General features: G+C 65.6%; 17 protein-coding genes and 1 pseudogene. 9 read left to right on the plus strand and 9 right to left on the minus strand.

The features are described from left to right. Positions 1 to 23: 23 nt before the first annotated feature. Entirely contained in the window at positions 24 to 1,163 is a 1,140-nt protein-coding gene (locus tag QW861_RS05795; protein ID WP_316192810.1) for a sugar ABC transporter substrate-binding protein, read from the minus strand. On the opposite strand from QW861_RS05795, the gene QW861_RS05800 reads away from it, so the two are divergent. Further along, a complete protein-coding gene (locus QW861_RS05800; protein WP_316192951.1) occupies positions 1,102 to 1,368 on the plus strand; it encodes a hypothetical protein in 267 nt (88 codons plus the stop codon). The genes QW861_RS05795 and QW861_RS05800 overlap by 62 nt on opposite strands. A gap of 18 nt (positions 1,369 to 1,386) precedes the next feature. Then, on the plus strand, positions 1,387 to 2,412 hold the full coding sequence (locus QW861_RS05805; protein ID WP_316192811.1) for a LacI family DNA-binding transcriptional regulator: 1,026 nt from the start codon (positions 1,387 to 1,389) through the stop codon (positions 2,410 to 2,412). Positions 2,413 to 2,425: 13 nt separating this feature from the next. Here QW861_RS05805 and QW861_RS05810 read toward each other — a convergent pair. The 6 genes and pseudogenes from QW861_RS05810 to QW861_RS05835 form a co-directional block, all read right to left on the minus strand. Further along, positions 2,426 to 3,185 (minus strand): annotated as a pseudogene (locus tag QW861_RS05810) (SDR family NAD(P)-dependent oxidoreductase). A gap of 308 nt (positions 3,186 to 3,493) precedes the next feature. Then, on the minus strand, positions 3,494 to 4,366 hold the full coding sequence (locus QW861_RS05815; protein WP_315752350.1) for an ABC transporter ATP-binding protein: 873 nt from the start codon (positions 4,364 to 4,366) through the stop codon (positions 3,494 to 3,496). Continuing rightward, positions 4,363 to 5,250 carry an ABC transporter permease gene (locus QW861_RS05820; protein ID WP_315752351.1) on the minus strand — a complete coding sequence of 296 codons (888 nt, stop codon included), beginning with the start codon at positions 5,248 to 5,250 and terminating at the stop codon, positions 4,363 to 4,365. The genes QW861_RS05815 and QW861_RS05820 overlap by 4 nt, the downstream gene beginning before the upstream one ends. Further along, entirely contained in the window at positions 5,247 to 6,662 is a 1,416-nt protein-coding gene (locus QW861_RS05825) for an ABC transporter substrate-binding protein (protein ID WP_315752352.1), read from the minus strand. The genes QW861_RS05820 and QW861_RS05825 overlap by 4 nt, the downstream gene beginning before the upstream one ends. A gap of 163 nt (positions 6,663 to 6,825) precedes the next feature. Beyond that, the gene (locus tag QW861_RS05830) at positions 6,826 to 7,611 is read right to left on the minus strand and encodes a Crp/Fnr family transcriptional regulator (RefSeq protein ID WP_315752353.1); all 786 of its coding nucleotides are present in this window, start codon (positions 7,609 to 7,611) and stop codon (positions 6,826 to 6,828) included. Positions 7,612 to 7,685: 74 nt separating this feature from the next. Continuing rightward, positions 7,686 to 7,976, minus strand: coding sequence for a gamma-butyrobetaine hydroxylase-like domain-containing protein (locus QW861_RS05835; protein WP_315713523.1), 291 nt, complete (start codon positions 7,974 to 7,976; stop codon positions 7,686 to 7,688). 254 nt (positions 7,977 to 8,230) lie between these two features. Here QW861_RS05835 and QW861_RS05840 point away from each other — a divergent pair, with 254 nt between their 5' ends. The 7 genes from QW861_RS05840 to QW861_RS05870 all read left to right on the plus strand — a co-directional run bounded on the left by QW861_RS05840 (position 8,231) and on the right by QW861_RS05870 (position 15,415). Next, positions 8,231 to 9,004 carry a ferredoxin--NADP reductase gene (locus tag QW861_RS05840; RefSeq protein WP_316192812.1) on the plus strand — a complete coding sequence of 258 codons (774 nt, stop codon included), beginning with the start codon at positions 8,231 to 8,233 and terminating at the stop codon, positions 9,002 to 9,004. A gap of 106 nt (positions 9,005 to 9,110) precedes the next feature. After that, positions 9,111 to 10,853 carry a fumarate reductase/succinate dehydrogenase flavoprotein subunit gene (locus tag QW861_RS05845; RefSeq protein WP_316192813.1) on the plus strand — a complete coding sequence of 581 codons (1,743 nt, stop codon included), beginning with the start codon at positions 9,111 to 9,113 and terminating at the stop codon, positions 10,851 to 10,853. 21 nt (positions 10,854 to 10,874) lie between these two features. Continuing rightward, positions 10,875 to 11,108 (plus strand): ferredoxin family protein, encoded by a 234-nt coding sequence (locus QW861_RS05850; protein WP_006609939.1) that lies wholly within the window; start codon positions 10,875 to 10,877, stop codon positions 11,106 to 11,108. Positions 11,109 to 11,110: 2 nt separating this feature from the next. Further along, positions 11,111 to 12,088: a HEAT repeat domain-containing protein gene (locus QW861_RS05855; protein ID WP_316192814.1), complete on the plus strand. Its 978-nt coding sequence runs from the start codon at positions 11,111 to 11,113 to the stop codon at positions 12,086 to 12,088. A gap of 361 nt (positions 12,089 to 12,449) precedes the next feature. Continuing rightward, positions 12,450 to 13,910 (plus strand): aldehyde dehydrogenase family protein, encoded by a 1,461-nt coding sequence (locus QW861_RS05860; RefSeq protein ID WP_316184072.1) that lies wholly within the window; start codon positions 12,450 to 12,452, stop codon positions 13,908 to 13,910. A gap of 210 nt (positions 13,911 to 14,120) precedes the next feature. Continuing rightward, complete coding sequence (locus QW861_RS05865) at positions 14,121 to 14,525, plus strand: carboxymuconolactone decarboxylase family protein (RefSeq protein WP_315713518.1); 405 nt, start codon at positions 14,121 to 14,123, stop codon at positions 14,523 to 14,525. After that, the gene (locus QW861_RS05870; protein ID WP_315752358.1) at positions 14,522 to 15,415 is read left to right on the plus strand and encodes an NAD(P)-dependent oxidoreductase; all 894 of its coding nucleotides are present in this window, start codon (positions 14,522 to 14,524) and stop codon (positions 15,413 to 15,415) included. Before QW861_RS05865 ends, QW861_RS05870 begins: the two co-directional genes overlap by 4 nt. A gap of 156 nt (positions 15,416 to 15,571) precedes the next feature. Here QW861_RS05870 and QW861_RS05875 read toward each other — a convergent pair whose 3' ends face one another. Together QW861_RS05875 and QW861_RS05880 are read right to left on the minus strand one after the other, a co-directional pair. After that, positions 15,572 to 15,859 carry a YciI family protein gene (locus tag QW861_RS05875; RefSeq protein WP_315752359.1) on the minus strand — a complete coding sequence of 96 codons (288 nt, stop codon included), beginning with the start codon at positions 15,857 to 15,859 and terminating at the stop codon, positions 15,572 to 15,574. Positions 15,860 to 15,925: 66 nt separating this feature from the next. Further along, positions 15,926 to 16,900, minus strand: a complete 975-nt coding sequence (locus QW861_RS05880) for a sugar ABC transporter substrate-binding protein (protein ID WP_316192815.1) — start codon at positions 16,898 to 16,900, stop codon at positions 15,926 to 15,928. Between the last annotated feature and the right edge of the window lie 24 nt (positions 16,901 to 16,924).

Below are 16,924 nucleotides of genomic sequence, written 5' to 3' on the forward strand. Positions count from 1 at the left end.
CGCGGACCAGCGATCACACCGGCCTATTGATTTTCCTTCGACTGACCCATGATCTCCTGCGCCGTGAAGTTGATGCCGCAGGTCGGGAAGGAGTTGCCGACGAAGAAGTTGTCGGACTGGGCCGGGAAGTAGTCCTGATCCTTCTTGAAGTTCGGATCTTCGACGACGGCGAGCGGCAGCTTGACCGATTGCGGCACCACCTTGCCTTCCAACGCGGCGAGCGCGACCTTGATCGCGACCGCGACCTGCGCAGGTCCGGTACCGGCGGAAGAGCATTTCAGGCCTTCGGACGCCTTGGCGGCGCAGAACTTGCGGAAGCCGTTTTCGGTCTCGCCGCCGAACGGCACCATCTTGTGCTTGGCGTCGAGCATGGCCTGCACGATGCCGGTGTCGCCGCCCTGGCCGGAAATCGCATCGAACGGGCCATTGGTCGCGATCGCATCCGCCGTGGCCTTCTGGGCGACGCCGTCGTCCCATTTGCCGACGACCTCGGTGACCTGCCACTTCTTGCCGGAGGCATCGAGAACGGAGTGGAAGCCGTTGTGCCGATCGGTGTCGACCGAGGTGCCGGCGACGCCGCGCACCTCGAGCACCTTGCCGCCGCCGGGCACGTTCTTGACCAGCCACTTCGCCCAGAGTTCGCCGAGACCCTTCTGGTCGACATTGACGTTGATCGCATCTTCCGTCGCGAGGATGTTGTCGAAGGCGACGAGGATCACGCCGGCCTGCTTGGCGCGCTTGATCACCGGCCCGAACGCGGTCGGGTTCTGCGCGTTGACGACGATGGCGTCATAGCCGGAATCGATGAAGTTGTTGATTGCCGATATCTGGGCCGGTACGTCCTCGCCGGTCGAGACGACCTTGAATTCCTTCAGCTTGGCCTTGACCTCCGGCTGCGCCGCATAGGCCTTCGCGGTCTGGATCATCTGGATGCGCCAGGTATTGGCGATGTAGCCGTTCGCCAGTGCGATGCGGTACGGGCCCTTCTTGGCCGGAAACTTGAAGAACTTGGTGTCCGTGGTCCACGGCACCATGCATTCAGGCTCGGTCGCCGGTCCCTTGACCATCTCCGGCTCCGCCAGCGCCTTGCCGGCAAACGCCGTGACCAACACCAGCGATGCACAAGTGGCAAGGCATCGCGCCCTCATCGACATGGACGACATTCGTGACCTCCCCTGTTGTTGTGGCGCCAAATCAATGACGCATGTGCGAGACGCCTCTTTGTTTCCTGAGGTTGTGCGAGCATTGCTCGTCATCTCGACCCGCCAAGCGTTACTGATCAATGACAGCGCTGTCAATTACCGTCGCGCGGCTTTTGCCAAGCGGCCGGTCGCATGTCATGAATATGGTTCGGACAAATCCGCGTGAATCAATGTTGCAAGGATCATGTCTCAGAAGCGTCGCACCACGCTGGAGGACGTCGCGCGCATCGCCCATGTCAGCGCTGTCACTGTGTCGCGGGCGCTGCGGCGGCCCGATATGGTGTCGCCGGAGTTGCGCAAGCGGATCGATGCCGCGGTCGACAGGCTGGCCTATGTGCCGAACTTCGCGGCGAGCCGGCTCGCCTCGACCCGCACGCATTCGATCGGCATCGTCGTGTCGTCGCTCTCCAACGGCATCTTCGCGGACTACCTGCAGGCGATCTACGACACCCTGCTGCCGCTCGGCTTTCGCCCCGTCGTCGTCAGCAGCCGCTACTCGGCGGAGGAGGAAGAGGGCGCGATCAGGACCTTGCTGGGCCAGAACATCGAGGCGCTGATCCTGGTCGGAGCGAACCAGACGCGGGCCGCGCGGCGCGTTCTCGAACGTTCGCGGATTCCGGTGGTGCAGACGTTCGAGCTGACCGACGATCCGATCGATCTGAATGTCGGACTTTCGCAGCGCCAGGGCGGCTACGCCGCGACCCGCTTCCTGATCGAGCTGGGACATCGGCGGATCGCCTATCTCTCGGGACAGCGCGACGACCGGGCCCGCGCCCGGCTCGAGGGGTATCGCGCGGCGCTGGCCGAAGCGGGGCTGGACGGCACGTCGCTGGTGGCCTGGCTGCCGGCGCAGGCGACGATCTCGCTGGGGCGGAAGCTGACCGAGGAGATGCTCGCGAGCGGAGCTCCCGATGCGATCTTCTGCTGCGATGACAACATCGCGCTTGGTGCGCTATTCGCCTGCCAGCAGGCGGGGCTGGAGGTCCCGCGCCGGATCTCGCTGATCGGCTTCAACGACCTGGAATTCGCGGCGGCCTCCAATCCGCCGCTGTCGACCGTGCTGACGCCGCGCGCCGACATGGGGCGCGTGGCGTCCGAACTGGTGCTTCAGGTGATCGCCACCGGCAAGCGGCCGAGAACGCGGCGGATCGACCTCGGCTTCGAGATCGTCGCACGCGGCAGCACCGGACCGCACCTCGTGGCTTCGTGATGATGGTCGAGCCTCAGGCCCAGCCGCCGTCGACGATGTAGTTCTGGTTGGTGCAGGCGCCGCTGTCGTCGGCGGCGAAGAACAGCACCACGCGGGCGATGTCGTCCGGCACGAGCTTGCGCTTGAGGCATTGGCGGCGCATGAGCTCGGCCTCGCCCTCGGGCGTCAGCCAGAGTCTCTGCTGCCCGCTCGGTCATGATCCAGCCCGGAAGAATGGAATTGACCCGCACGTTGCTGGGTCCGAGATCGCGGGCGAGGGCGCGGGTCAGTCCCTGGATCGCCGACTTCGCCGTGGTGTAGCAGGGCATGTTGCCCTGGCCCAGCACCCAGCTCACCGAGCCGAGATTGACGATCGCGCCGCCTCCGGCCTGGATCATGTCCGGCGCGACCGCCTGGGCCGCGAAGAACTGATGTTTGAGGTTCACGGCGATGCGCTCGTCCCAATAGTCCGGCGTGACGTCCTCGATCGCGTGGCGGTCGTCGCGCGCGGCGTTGTTCACCAGAATGGTGATCGGCCCCAGCGCCGCACGGGCGCCGGCGACCGCAGCCCTCAGCGCACCGATGTCGCGAAGGTCGGCATGCGCGAAGTGCACCTTCGCCTCCGCGGGCAGGCTCGCCAGCAGCTGCTGCGACGCCTCCAGATCGATGTCGATGAATCCGACACGCGCGCCTTGGCCGACGAAATTGCGCACGATGGCTTCCCCGATGCCGGAGCCGCCGCCGGTCACGAGGACGGCCCGATCCTTGAGGCTTGGATAGATGGTGCCCTGCATTGGCTTCCTCTCAGTTGCGCCTGGAGAGCAGCCGCGCCCGACGACGACACTGGCCGGATCTCGAACGTCGTCCGTGCCGTGCGATGCACGGCGCGGTGCGCGTTCGCCTGGACGCCTTCATGTGCGCCTGCGAGCAACTCTCGCGCCCGATGTCGACGGATCCGGGCGCTCCCCCTGCGATGCCCTTGTTTGGCTTTCCGGCATTCTGCGTCAGGACCGGCAGGGACGCCAGCACTGATGCGCTCGCCGGGATGCGACCATCGGGCGCTTTCGGGCGTAGCTGGAGCGGACGTCGCGGATCGAGCGCCTCAGAGGATTTCAGCGATCGACTGACCCTGCAGCTCGATGCTGAGTCCCTGCATGCCGAGATCGGTGATCTCGCCGCCCATCGCCTTCAGGCTTTCCTCGCGGATCAGCGACATCAGCCCGCGCCGCAGCGCCAGGAACTCCGACGACATCATCATCGCTTGCTGGCGTGGGCGCTCGAGCGGGATCTGGATTTCGGCCTTGATCGAGCCCGGGCGCGCGGTCATGCAGTAGACGCGGTCGGACAGGAAGATCGCCTCGTCGATGTCGTGGGTGACGAACAGCACCGAGATCTTCAGCCGCTGCCACATGTTGGTGAGGATCTGCTGCATGATGATGCGGGTCTGCGCGTCGAGCGCGCCGAACGGCTCGTCGAGCAGCAGCACCTTGGGACCGGTGGCGAGCGCGCGCACGATGCCGACGCGCTGCTTCATGCCGCCGGAGAGGCGCTCGGGATAATGGTTCTCGAACGCCTCGAGGCCGGCGAGCCCGAGCAGAGTGCGCGCCGCGCGTGCGCGCTCGAACTTCGGCATGCCGCGCATCTTCAGCCCGAACTCGACGTTCTCGCGCACCGTCTTCCAGGGAAACAGCGAATATTGCTGGAACACCATGCCGCGCTCGGCGCTCGGACCCGTCACGGCATGGCCGTCGACCGTGACGCCGCCGCTGGTGGGCTTGAGGAAACCCGCGACGGCGTTGAGCAGTGTCGACTTGCCGCAACCCGACGGTCCGACGATCGAGACGAACTCACCGGGCTCGACGTGGATCTGGGTGTCGGTGACGGCCTCGACGGCGCCGTCGATGGTCTCGTAGCTCAGGGCGAAGTTGCGGACCTCGATATGGCCCTGTCTCGTATCCGCTGCGGCTTGGCTCATCGCGACCTCCAGGGCATCACCAACTGTCCGGCTGCGCGGATCACGAGGCTCGAGCCGAGCCCGAGCACGCCGATCGCGATCATCCCTAGCGCGATGTCGGCATACTGGACCAGCGAATAGGCTTCCCAGGTGAAATAGCCGATGCCGAACTGTCCCGAGATCATCTCGGCCGCGATCAGCGACACCCATGCGACGCCCATGCCGACGGTGAGGCCGGTGAAGATGTGCGGCAGCGATGCCGGGAAATAGACCTCGCGAAAGATCGCGGTCTCCCGCGCGCCGAGGCACTTGGCGGCCCGCACCAGCACGGGGTCGACCAGCGTCATGCCGTGCAGCGTGTTGACCAGGATCGGAAAGAACGAGCCGAGAAAGGTGATGAAGACGATGCTCTGCTCGTTGGTCGGCCACAGCATGATCGCCATCGGCACCCAGGCGATCGCCGGGATCGGACGCAGCACCTCGGCGACCGGGAAGACGATCTCGTGCACCAGCTTGAACCGGCCCATGATCAGGCCGAGCGGCACGCCGACCAATGCGGCCAGCGAGAAGCCGATGAAGATCCGGCGGCAACTGAGCAGGATGTGCATCAGGAATTTCGGATCGTGGATCGCCTTGGTGAAGCTCGCATAGACCGCCAGCGGCGCCGGCACGTTGGTGAACTTCACGAAGAAGACGACGCGGTAGGTCGTCAGCAGGTGCCAGCCGATCAGGAACAGGATCAGCGACGCGGTGCCGATCAGCACCGACTGCAGCCTGTCCTGGTTCAGCCGGAACCAGCGTGCCGCGCGGGCGGAGACGTCCGGACGGCTCGGCGGGATCGCGGTGCCAGGCGCGGCGGTCGCCGCAGCCTGGTCGGGGGATGTCATCAAAGCGGGGCTGCTCAAGTCTTGCCTCCCGCGACCGCCAGCTTCACGGCGTCATCAAGTCCCATCACCTTGCCGCCGATCTTGGCGGCATAGGCCTCGGCATCCTTCTTCAGCAGGAACGGCGCGATCTCGCCATTGGCCGCGGCGAAGAACGCCTGGTCGGCGAACAGCTTGATGCCGCGCGCGGTGTCGAAGACGTAGGCGACGTTGATCTTCTTGCCCTTGGCCTTGTAGTCGGCATAGGCGCCGAGCGTGCAGGTCGCGCTGCTGAAGGCTATGATGCCCTCGCCCTCGACCCAGACCTCGCCGGCCTTGCGCGGCTCGGTGATCGGCCTGTTGCAGAACTTGTCCTCGCCGGAGATTTCGTAGTTCGCGGTGCTGGCGAGATCCTTGTCGTAGTCCAGCTTCAGCTCGGTATAGGCCTTGCGGATGTAGCTGTCGTCGACCCATGTCTTCGGATCGAACTCTTTCATGCGGCCGAGGCTCTGCAACACCTTGACGTCGGTTGCGGCGGCATCCACCAGCGCCGGCTTGATCGTCGGATCCGTGGTCATGTTGCCGCCGGGGCCGAGGAAGATGTAGACGACCTCCTTGTTGATGCCGGTCCATTCCTGGATCTTTTCGGCCGCCGCTTTCGGATCCTGGCGCAGCCACTGGTTGGCGGCGATCACGGCCTTGACATAGGCGACGACGACCTCGGGATATTTCTCCGCAAAGTCGGTGCGGACGACGACGCCATGGAATGTCGGCAGGTTGGTCTGGACGCCGTCGAAGATCTTGCGCGCAAAGCCGCGGAACGGCAGCAGTTCCGCGAACGGCACGAAATCGGCGTGCGCGTCGATCTTCTTTTCCTGCAGGTTGGTCGAGCCGACCTCCGGCGTCTGGCTCACCAGCTGGAAGAAATCCGCCGGATAGCCGCCGTCCTGAAGCGCCTTCAGCACCATGCCGTGTGCGGCCGAGCCGAACGGCACGCTGACCAGCTTGCCCTTGAGGTCGGAGAGTTCGTAGTAGGGCGAGTCCTTGTGAACGACGATGCCGTTGCCGGAGCCGGCGAGGCTGTAGGCGGCGACGGCGATCAGCCGGCTCTTGCTTTCGGGATTGTTCTCGAAGGTGAAGCCGTTCACGATCAGCGGGTAGTCGCCCATCATGCCGAACTGCAGCTTGTTCGCCATCATCCCGTTGGTGACGGGCGGACCGGAGGTGAAGTTCTGCCACTCGATCTCGAACTTGATGTTGGCGTATTTGCCGTCCTTGGGCAGATACTTCTCCAGCAGGTGAAGCTGCCGCACGATGGTGCCGGCCGTCACCGTGTTGGTCGTGGTGTCCTGGGTGCCTATGCCGATCGTGACTGTCTCTGCTGCGACGGGCTGCGCCGCGATCAGGGACAGACAGGTGACGGATAGCAAGAGCGCGTGACGGCAGCGGACCATTCTCATCCCCGTTCGGTTGGATGGCTGATGGCGCCATGATGAAGGCCGCGTCCACGAGCGCAAATCCGGAGTTCGGCAGCGGGTGGATTAGTTGCCGTCAAAATCCGGTTGCGTACTCCTTGGGCAATTTCGCTCATGACAGCCGCTTGCATGAGCAGGCCGGCTAATCCGCGGCCTGGCCGCGCATCTCGTCCAGGACGTCGGGCCGGCAGACCACGATCTGCGAACGCCTGGTGCGGACGATATTCTTTTCCTGCATCCGCTTGAGGCTGATCGTCACCCACTGCCGCGTCGCCCCGACCATGTGGGCGATGTCGGCATGGGTGAAGGCCGCGGCAATGACCTTGCCGTCGGGATCATCCACGCCATAGAGGTCGACGAGATGCAGCAGCAGATGAGCGAGCCGCTCGGTGATCGAACGCGTCCCCAGCATTTGGGCCAGGGCGGAGTAGCATTTTCCCTTGAAGCTCAACCCTTCGATCAGTCCGATCGCGAGATTGGGGATCTCCGCCACCAGCGTTCGCAGCTCCTTGCCGGGAAGCTGGATCACGCTGGCATTGCTGGCGGCGATGCCGGACCATTGATGCACGCCGGTGTCGAACACCTCGGGACCGCCGACGAAATTGCCGACATGCCAATAGGCCAGCGTGATCTCGCGCCCCTGCGGCGACGTATAGAACACGCGGATGCGGCCGCTCTCGACCAGGAAGATGCCGTCGTGCCTGGCGCCCTGGCTGAACAGCGTCTGGCCGCGGTTCAGCACCTTGCGGCGGCCCTGCTTGAGCACCTGCTCACGCTCGCGCAGGCTGAGCCTTTCGATCAGCGACGGCGGGCCGCCGATGGATTGCTGGCTTTCGGTGAGCAGGAGCGACGAACTGGTCACCGCGCGCGCTGACGTCATGGGAGAGGGCACGGCGTCCGCAGCTGATTTGGCTGCCTGCAGCAACATGTCTTGCCTCCGCATTGATCATACTGATCAGAAGCGGAGCAATGTTCGTGCCATCCGTCACCGCGCGACGCACCTCAGGCGGCAACGAGTTCCCAAAGGTATGATTTCGGATAGATGCCGCGATTGTGGCCGTCGGAAAACGCGATGTTCAAGCCGTAACCGAGATCTCCGACCCCGACGATGCCGATCCCGGGAAACTGCGCCGGGAAGCGGCCGTCGAGGCGGGCCCGCCTGCAATGCGCGCACATGCAGGACAGCCGCAGCCGTTCGGCGGACAGCTCCGCGGGAGCGCCGCCGGCATTCCGCAGCCGTAACGACGCCAGGTCGGGACTGACTTCGCTGTTGAGGGTATCGGCTGGAATCATGGCGCCTCCTGGTTGTGCCGAAGCCGGCGTCGTCACGCTAGGGGAGACGGACCGGGGCCCCCAGCAACTAATTGCCTTGTTCGACGGAATGTGGAGCGCGAGGTGCTTCGTTGCCGCGCGCTCGCCTTCCCGCGGAACAATCTTTGCAACTAATCCACCGCCGCGGCGCGTTCGAAATTGCCGAACCGCGCCGTTTCCGCGACATCGTCGTCAGCAACCGCCACACGGCGCGCCCCGCGCCTCAGGAGACGACGATGAGCGCTTTTCAGACCGAGACGGTGTTGTCGGTCCGGCACTGGACCGATTCGCTGTTCAGCTTCACCGCCACGCGGGATCCCGGCTTCCGCTTCCAGAACGGCCAGTTCGCGATGATCGGGCTCGAGGTCGACGGCCGGCCGCTGATGCGCGCCTACAGCATGGCGAGCGCCAATCACGAGGAGGAGCTGGAATTCTTCAGCATCAAGGTGGCGGACGGGCCGCTGACCTCCCGGCTGCAGAAGATCAAAGAGGGCGATCGCATCCTGGTGGGGCGCAAGGCGACGGGAACGCTGATCGCGGGCAACCTGATTCCGGGCAGGCGTCTGCTGCTGCTGTCGACCGGCACCGGGCTGGCGCCGTTCGCCAGCCTGGTCAAGGATCCCGACATCTACGAGACCTACGAGACCATCGTGCTGGCCCATGGCTGCCGCCAGGTCTCGGAGCTCGCCTATGGCGAGCAGCTCGTCGATGGCCTGCGCGGCCACGAATTCTTTGGACCGCTGGTCCGTAACCGGCTGCTTCATTACCCCACGGTGACCCGCGAGCCGTTCCGCAACCGCGGCCGCATCACCGACCTGATCGCATCGGGGCAGATGTTCGCCGACATCGACGAGCCCGACCTCGATGTCGAAGCCGACCGCGTCATGCTCTGCGGCAGCCCGGCGATGTTGGCCGAGCTCCAGGCCATGCTGGAGGGCCGCGGCTTCGTCGAAGGCAACCACAGCACGCCCGGCCATTTCGTGGTCGAGAAGGCGTTCGTCGAGCGCTGATTGGCCGGCGCGAAGAAATGCGCTCAGGCGACAACTAATTGCTATCGCCGGGTGCCCCCGCTGAACAAGTCTGATCCGGACCGGTGTGGCCAAGCAGGAGCTTAGAATGGCAATGGATGAGATCGTCGACGGCCTCTCGGAGGTGTCCTGCGACGTGCTGGTGATCGGCGGCGGCACCGCCGGTCCGATGGCCGCCCTGAAGGCCAAGTTGAAGAATCCCAAGGCGAACGTCGTTCTGCTGGAGAAGGCGAACGTCAAGCGCTCCGGAGCGATCTCGATGGGCATGGACGGCCTGAACAACGCCGTCATCCCCGGCTATGCAACGCCGGAGCAATACACCAAGGAGATCACGATCGCCAATGACGGCATCGTCGATCAGAAGGCGGTCTACAAATACGCCCAGAGCTGCCACGGGATCATCGAAGAGCTCGACAGCTTCGGCATCCGCTTCCTCAAGAACGAGAACGGCGACTACGCCGTCAAGAAGGTGCACCACATCGGCACCTACGTGCTGCCGATGCCGAACGGCGAGACCGTCAAGAAGGCGCTATATCGGCAACTGCGCCGCGCACGCATCCTGATCTCCAACCGCTACATGGCGACGCGGCTCTTGAAGTCGAGCGATGGCCGCATCGCCGGCGCCGTCAGCGTCAACACCCGCACCGCCGAGATGCTGGTGATCAAGGCCAAGGCCGTAATCCTGTGCATGGGCGCGGCGGGACGGCTCGGCCTGCCGACCTCTGGATACATGTTCGGCACCTATGAGAACGCCGCCAATTCCGGCGACGGCTATGCGATGGCCTATCACGCGGGCGCGGCGCTCGCCAATCTCGAATGCTTCCAGATCAATCCGCTGATCAAGGACTACAACGGTCCGGCCTGCGCCTATGTCGCCGGTCCCTTCGGCGCCTATACCGCCAACAACGAGGATCGCCGCTTCATCGAATGCGACTATTGGTCCGGCCAGATGATGCTGGAGTTCTACAACGAGCTGCTGTCGGGCAAGGGGCCGGTCTTCCTGCAGCTCAAGCACCTGCACGACAAGACCATCGAGGAGATCGAGCACACCCTGCACAAGGTCGAGCGCCCCACGCGCGGACTGTTCCAGGAGGGCCGCGGCGTCGACTACCGCAAGGAGTCGATCGAGATGCACATCTCCGAGATCGGCTTCTGCTCGGGCCACAGCGCGTCGGGCGTGTTCGTCGACGACAATGCCCGCACGACCGTCCCCGGGCTCTATGCGGCCGGCGACATGGCCAGCGTTCCGCACAACTACATGCTGGGCGCATTCACCAACGGTTCGTTCGCCGGGCTTGATGCGATGGAGTTCGCCGACAATCATGATTTCGGCGACATCGATGCCGCCGAGATCGCGCTGGAGCGCGAGCGCGTGCTGGCGCCGACGAAGCGCGAGGACGGCATTCCGCCGAACCAGATCGAGTACAAGACGCGGCGCCTGGTCAACGACTATCTGCAGCCGCCGAAGGTGACGCGGAAGTACGAGCTCGGGATGCGCCGGCTCGCCGAGGTCCGCGAGGACATGCAGGAGCGCATGATCGCGCGCAACGCGCATGAACTGCTGCGCGCACTGGAGGTGCAGTCGATCATGGATTGCGCGGACATGGCCGCCCATGCCTCGCTGTTCCGCGAGGAGAGCCGCTGGGGACTCTATCACTGGCGCACCGATTTTCCGGAGAAGGACAACGAGAACTGGTTCTGCCACACGCTGCTGAGCAAGCAGGACGGCCGCATGACCAGCGAGAAGCGGGCGGTGCAGCCCTATGTCGTGCCGATCGCGGACGACGAGAAGGACCTCTACGACAAGCAGCGCATCCGCGCCAGCGCCTGACGATCAGAAGGAGAACGAGACATGCCTCTTGCAACCTATCAGACGTCGGTCCCGGTCGTCGTTGACGACGCCAAATGCATCGCCGACAAGGGCTGCACGGTCTGCGTCGACGTCTGCCCGCTCGACGTGCTCAGGATCAGCGACATGACCGGCAAGGCGTTCATGGCCTATGACGAATGCTGGTACTGCATGCCCTGCGAGGCGGATTGCCCGACCGGCGCCGTCACCGTCAACATTCCCTATCTGTTGAGGTGATCATGTCGAGCCCGTTCGAATCCTACGACGATCTCGACGACGCCGACGAACGGCTCGGTGCCGCCGATCCGGCGGAGCGGCGGGTCGCCATCATCGCGTTGGGACATTCCGGCGATCCCGCCGCGGTCGCGCATCTGGCGAAGATGGTGGCCGATCCCGACGCCGGCGTGCGCCAGCAGGTCGCCATGGCGCTCGGCGAGTTCGATGGACCGGAGGCGGCGGAGGCGCTGGTCCAACTGCTCGTCGATCCCGAGCGGATCGTCGCATCGGCAGCCGCCGACAGTCTCGCCGAGTTCAAGGATCCCGCTTCGGCCGACGCCATCCTGACGCTGGTGAAGCATGCCCATGCCTTCGTCCGGATGGGCGCGCTGCGCGCGCTGAAGGAGCTGCGGCGCAAGGATACGCTCAAGCCGGCGCTGGAGGCGCTGCAGGATCCGGATGCGGCGGTCCGCGTGCAGGCGATCGGCGTCATCGGCTTCCTCAAGCTCGAGGAGTCGATTCCGGCGCTGACGGCGCTGATCGGTGATCCCGATGCGCATGTCCGGCGCGCGGCGGTCAGCGCGCTCGCCTTCTCGCACATGAAGATCGCCGCGGAGACCATCACACGCGCGCTCAAGGATTCCGACTGGATGGTGCGGGAGATGGCGGCCGAGACGCTCGGGCTCAACGTCAATGGTGCAGTCGCCGCCGATCCGTTGATCGCCTGCCTGGCGGATGAGTTCTGGCAGGTGCGCCTGAAGGCGATCCGCAGCCTCGGACGCATGAAGGTGCTGCATGCGGTGCGGCCGATCGGCCATTGCATCACCCACGAGCAGGCCAATCTGCGCAAGGAGGCGGCGGCTGCGCTGGGCGAGATCGCCGCGCCCGACGGCGAGCCGTACCTCGCGCTGGTCGCCGACGATCTCGATCCCGACGTGCGCAAGAATGCGAGATGGGCGCTGCACCAGATCGCGGCGAGCAAGGCGAGAACCGGCGCGTAATCGCGCGCCGGCCACGAGCGTTCCCGACCGCATGGCGGACCGGGCGGTCAGCCAGATGACGAGCCTTGCGACGATCATGTCGCGGCCGATCGCGCGCGAGCCCCGCAGGGCCGCGCGCCGCACGTTCTCGTGCGCCCCACGTCCCGTTCTGGACGGCTCCCGGATTGTCTGACAGAAACGTCGGACGCATCCATCGGGCATCATGACCGCTGCAGCGCAAACGGAGAGAGGGGCCGGTCAGTCCGGCCCTGGTGACACGCCTCCATTGCCGACCGGCTGTCGCGCGGCCGCGAGGGGATGCGCCGTGCCGAGGTCTGATATGACCCGCGGACGAGCTGCAAAGAGAAGCCGGAGAGCTGCCATGAACGCCAATGTCAAACTGCCTGCCGCCAAGGGCGTCTTCATCGACAACAAGTGGCAGCCCGCGCAGTCGGGCCGCAGCATTGCGATGCTGGCGCCGGCGACCGGACAGGTGATCGCCTCGATTGCCGCCGGTGACGCGGCCGACATCGATCTTGCCGTGGCGGCGGCGCGCCGCGCGCTGGAAGGCCCGTGGGGCCGGCTCGCCGCGGTGGACCGCGGGCGCCTGTTGTCGAAGCTCGGCCGCCTCGTCGAGGACAATGCCGAGGAGCTGGCGAAGCTCGAAGCGGCCGATACCGGCAAGCCGATGAAGCAGGCCAAGGCGGACGTCGTCGCCGTCGCGCGCTATTTCGAATATTACGGCGGCGCCGCCGACAAGGTGCATGGCGACACCATCCCGTTCCTCGACGGCTTCTTCGTCACCACGGTGTACGAGCCGCTCGGCGTCACCGGCCACATCATTCCCTGGAACTATCCGGGCCAGATGTTCGGCCGCACCGTCGCGCCGGCGCTGGCGATGGGCAACGCGACCGTGATCAAGCCGGCCGAGGAGGCCTGTCTGGTGCCGCTGCGTCTTGCCGAGCTCGCGGCGGAAGCCGGCTTCCCGGCCGGTGCGATCAATGTCGTGCCGGGTCTTGGCGAGGAGGCGGGTGCGGCGCTGTCGGCGCATGACGGCATCGATTTCATCTCCTTCACCGGCAGCCCGGAGGTCGGCACGCTGGTGCAGACGGCGGCCGCGAGGAACCACATCGGCTGCACGCTCGAACTCGGCGGCAAGTCGCCGCAGATCGTGTTCGCCGACGCCGATCTCGATGCCGCGCTGACCTCGGTGGCCGCGGCGATCGTGCAGAACGCCGGCCAGACCTGCTCGGCCGGCTCGCGCGTGCTGGTGGAGCGCTCGATCTGGGACCGCTTCCTGGCCGACCTCACGCTCCGCTTCGAGAAGATCACGGCCGGCACGCCGGAGATGGATCTCGATCTTGGTCCGGTCATCAGCGCGGTCCAGAAGACGCGGATCGAAAACATGCTGGCGCGTGCCGAAAGCGGCGGCGCCAGGCGCGTGGCGACCGGCAGGATCGCCGAGGGCGTGCCGAGCGAGGGCTTCTATGTGGCGCCGGCGCTGTATCAGCACGTCGCGCGCGACTCCGAGCTGGCGCGCGAGGAGGTGTTCGGTCCGGTGCTGGCGGCGATGCCGTTCGACGACGAGGCCGACGCCGTCAGGCTCGCCAACGCCACCGATTTCGGCCTGGTCGCCGGCGTCTGGTCGGGCGACGGCTCGCGAGCGATGCGCGTCGCGCGCAAGGTCAAGGTCGGCCAGATGTTCGTCAATGGCTACGGCGCCGGCGGCGGCATCGAGCTGCCGTTCGGCGGCATGAAGAAATCGGGACACGGCCGCGAGAAGGGTTTCGAGGCGCTGTACGAGCTTGCCGCGATGAAAACCTTGATCGTCAAGCACGGCTAGCGGATTCGCATCTCCGATCAATTCCGCCGTGTGGACGTCACTGACAATGCCGCCCGGCGTTGTTGTTGTCAGTCCGCGCGGCGAGGCGCCAGAGCATGATCCGGGAAAGTGGAAGCCGGTTTTCCCTCGCGACAAACGCCGAAGGCGTTTGCGCGGAGATCATGCGCAAACAACGAGATGACATCAGGGTTTGCAGAAGGAGACGAGTGGATGAGCGACGAAAAAGAACTGTTCGAGAAGGGCCTGAAGGTGCGCCGCGAGGTGCTCGGCGCGGCCTATGTCGATGGCAGCCTCGCCAAGGCCGACGACTTCATGATGGCCTTCCAGCACATCACCACCGAAATGTGCTGGGGCTATGCCTGGACCCGGCCAGGACTGGATCGCCGCACCCGCAGCATCATCAATCTCGCGATGCTGACCGCGCTCAGCAAGCCGAGCGAGCTGAAGCTGCACGTCAAGGGCGCGCTCACCAACGGCGTCACGGTCGACGAGATCAAGGAGATCCTGCTGCACGCGACCGTCTATTGCGGCATTCCCGCGGGCCTCGAGGCGTTCAAGGCCGCGCATGAGGTGCTGGTCGCGGAAGGTGCCATCGCCAAGAAGGACGGCGCATGAGCGCGCCGCAAAAGGTCCTGTTCGTCGGCATCGGCAACATGGGCTGGCCGATGGCCGCGCGCCTGCTCGGCGCCGGCTTTGCGGTCGCCGTCAATGACGCCGTGCCCGGGCGGGCTGCTGAGTTCGTCGCCAAGGTCGGCGGTGTCGAGGCCGGCGACCTCGCGGCCGCGGCGGGGCAGGCGGATGTCATCATCACGATGCTGCCGACTAGCAAACATGTCGCGGACGCCGTCGGCGCGCTGCGCGCCGGCCTGACGCGCGATCACATCGTCATCGACATGAGCTCCGGCGCGCCGGCGGCGACGCAGGCGATCGCCGCCGATCTCGCCCCGCTCGGCGTCACCATGCTCGATGCGCCGGTCAGTGGCGGCGTGCCGCGCGCCGTGACCGGCGAGCTCGCGATCATGGCCGGCGGCGAGCCGGGCGCGCTCGACCGCGTCGAGCCGCTGTTGCGCGCCATGGGCACCACGATCCACCGCATCGGCGGCCTCGGCTCGGGCCAGGCGATGAAGGCGCTCAACAACCTCGTCTCGGCCGGTGGCTTCCTGATCGGCGTCGAGGCGCTGCTGATCGGCCAGCAGTTCGGCATCGACCCCGGCCTGATGACCGACGTGCTCAACGCCTCGACCGGCATGAACAACTCGACGCAGAAGAAGTTCAAGCAGTTCGTGCTGTCGCGCCAATTCAACAGCGGCTTCGGGCTCGACCTGATGGTGAAGGACCTGTCGATCGCGCTCGAGGTCGCGCGTGCAGCCGGCGTCGCCGCGCCGTTCTCCAACCTCTGCCGCGAGCTCAGCGCCAGCGCGCAGGGGATGCTCGGACCCGGGCAGGATCACACGGCGCTGGCGAAGCTGAGCGAGGCGCTGGCCGGCGTCGAGCTGAAGGGGTGACTGGTACTACTGCGTCGCAACCACCGTCATTCCGGGGCAAGGCCGCGGGCCTTGAACCCGGAATCTCGAGATTGTTTTGCGTCCACACCTGACAATTTCCAGATTCCGGGTGACGGCGGAAACTGCAACTGCTGAGATCCGCGTGACGCAGTCGGATTAACCCTGGCGCCGCAGGAACCCGGTGATCGTCACCTTCTCCCAGATCCCGGCCGCGGCAAACGGGTCGGCGCGGTTGAACGCTTCGACCTCGGCGCGGCCGGGAGCCTCGACCAGGAACAGGCTTCCGATCATCGTCGAACCATCGTCGGAGACGAGCGGGCCGGACATCACGATGGTGACGGGCAGGCGGGCGCTGTCGCCGAGATAGGCCTTGTGCGCGTCGTAGTTGGCAAGCCGGACCGGCAGCGCGTCCCGCTTGTCGAGCGCGTGAATCGCAAACAGCATGAATTCTCTCCGCAAAGTGAAGCAGGACGGCTGCGTGCCGTCCTGCTTCCCGACTGATGGCTGATCCTATTTCGCGCTGAGCTTGCCTGCATCCTCGAAGCTCGGGCAGGTGCGCTGCTCCAGCGTCACGTCGAACGGCTGATAGTTGTCCTTGGTGATGACGGTCGGCTTCAGCACGATCTCGTTGATGACGGGCTGGCCGCGCAATGCGCGGACGGCCATCATGGTGCCGAGGCAGCCTTGGGCGAAGCCGTTGTAGTCGCCGCTGGCGAGCAGCTTGCCGGACTTGATGGCGTCGATCGCCTCCTTGGTGCCGTTGATGCCGATCACCTGCGCCTTGCGGCCGGCGCCGTCCAGCGCCTCGATCGCGCCGACCGCCATGGCGTCGTTGGCGGCGAGCACGCCGTCGATCTGCGCATTGGACTGCATCAGGTTCTCCATCACCTGCAGGGCCTGCAGGCGCTGATAGTTGCCGGGCTGCGACGCCAGCAGCTTGGCGCCGGGGTTCTCCTTGAGCGCGTCGTTGAAGCCGCGGACGCGGTCGACATTGGTCAGCGAGCCCTTGACGCCTTCGATGATGACGATGTTGCCCTTGCCGCCGAGCGTCTTGAGCAGGAAACGTCCGGTCTCGAGGCCCAGGCTGTAGTCGTCGGCGCCGACGAAGGCGACGAACTTGCCGCCGGCGGAGCGGTCGGTGATGTTGACGACGGGGATCTTGGCGTCGTTGATCTTCTCGACCCCGGGCACCATCGCCTTGTAGTCGACCGGCGTGAACACGATCGCGCTCGGCTTCTTTACCACGACGTCCTCGATCTGGCTGAGCTGCTCGGGGATCGAGTCCGACTTGGTCGGGATGTAGTGCAGGATCTTGGCGTTGAGGACCTTCGCCATGTTGTCGGCGCCGACGCGCACCGTCTGGAAGAACGGATTGGTCTGGTTCTTGGTGAAGACGGCGATGGTCTCGCCGTCGGCGCGGGCCTGCGTCGCGCCTGCGGCGATCAGAAGTGACAGAGCGAGACAGCGCGTGATCCGTTGTTGCATATCGTTTCCTTCCCTCGTTTTTTG

The organism is Bradyrhizobium sp. SZCCHNRI1029, assembly GCF_032487555.1.
GTDB lineage: Bacteria > Pseudomonadota > Alphaproteobacteria > Rhizobiales > Xanthobacteraceae > Bradyrhizobium.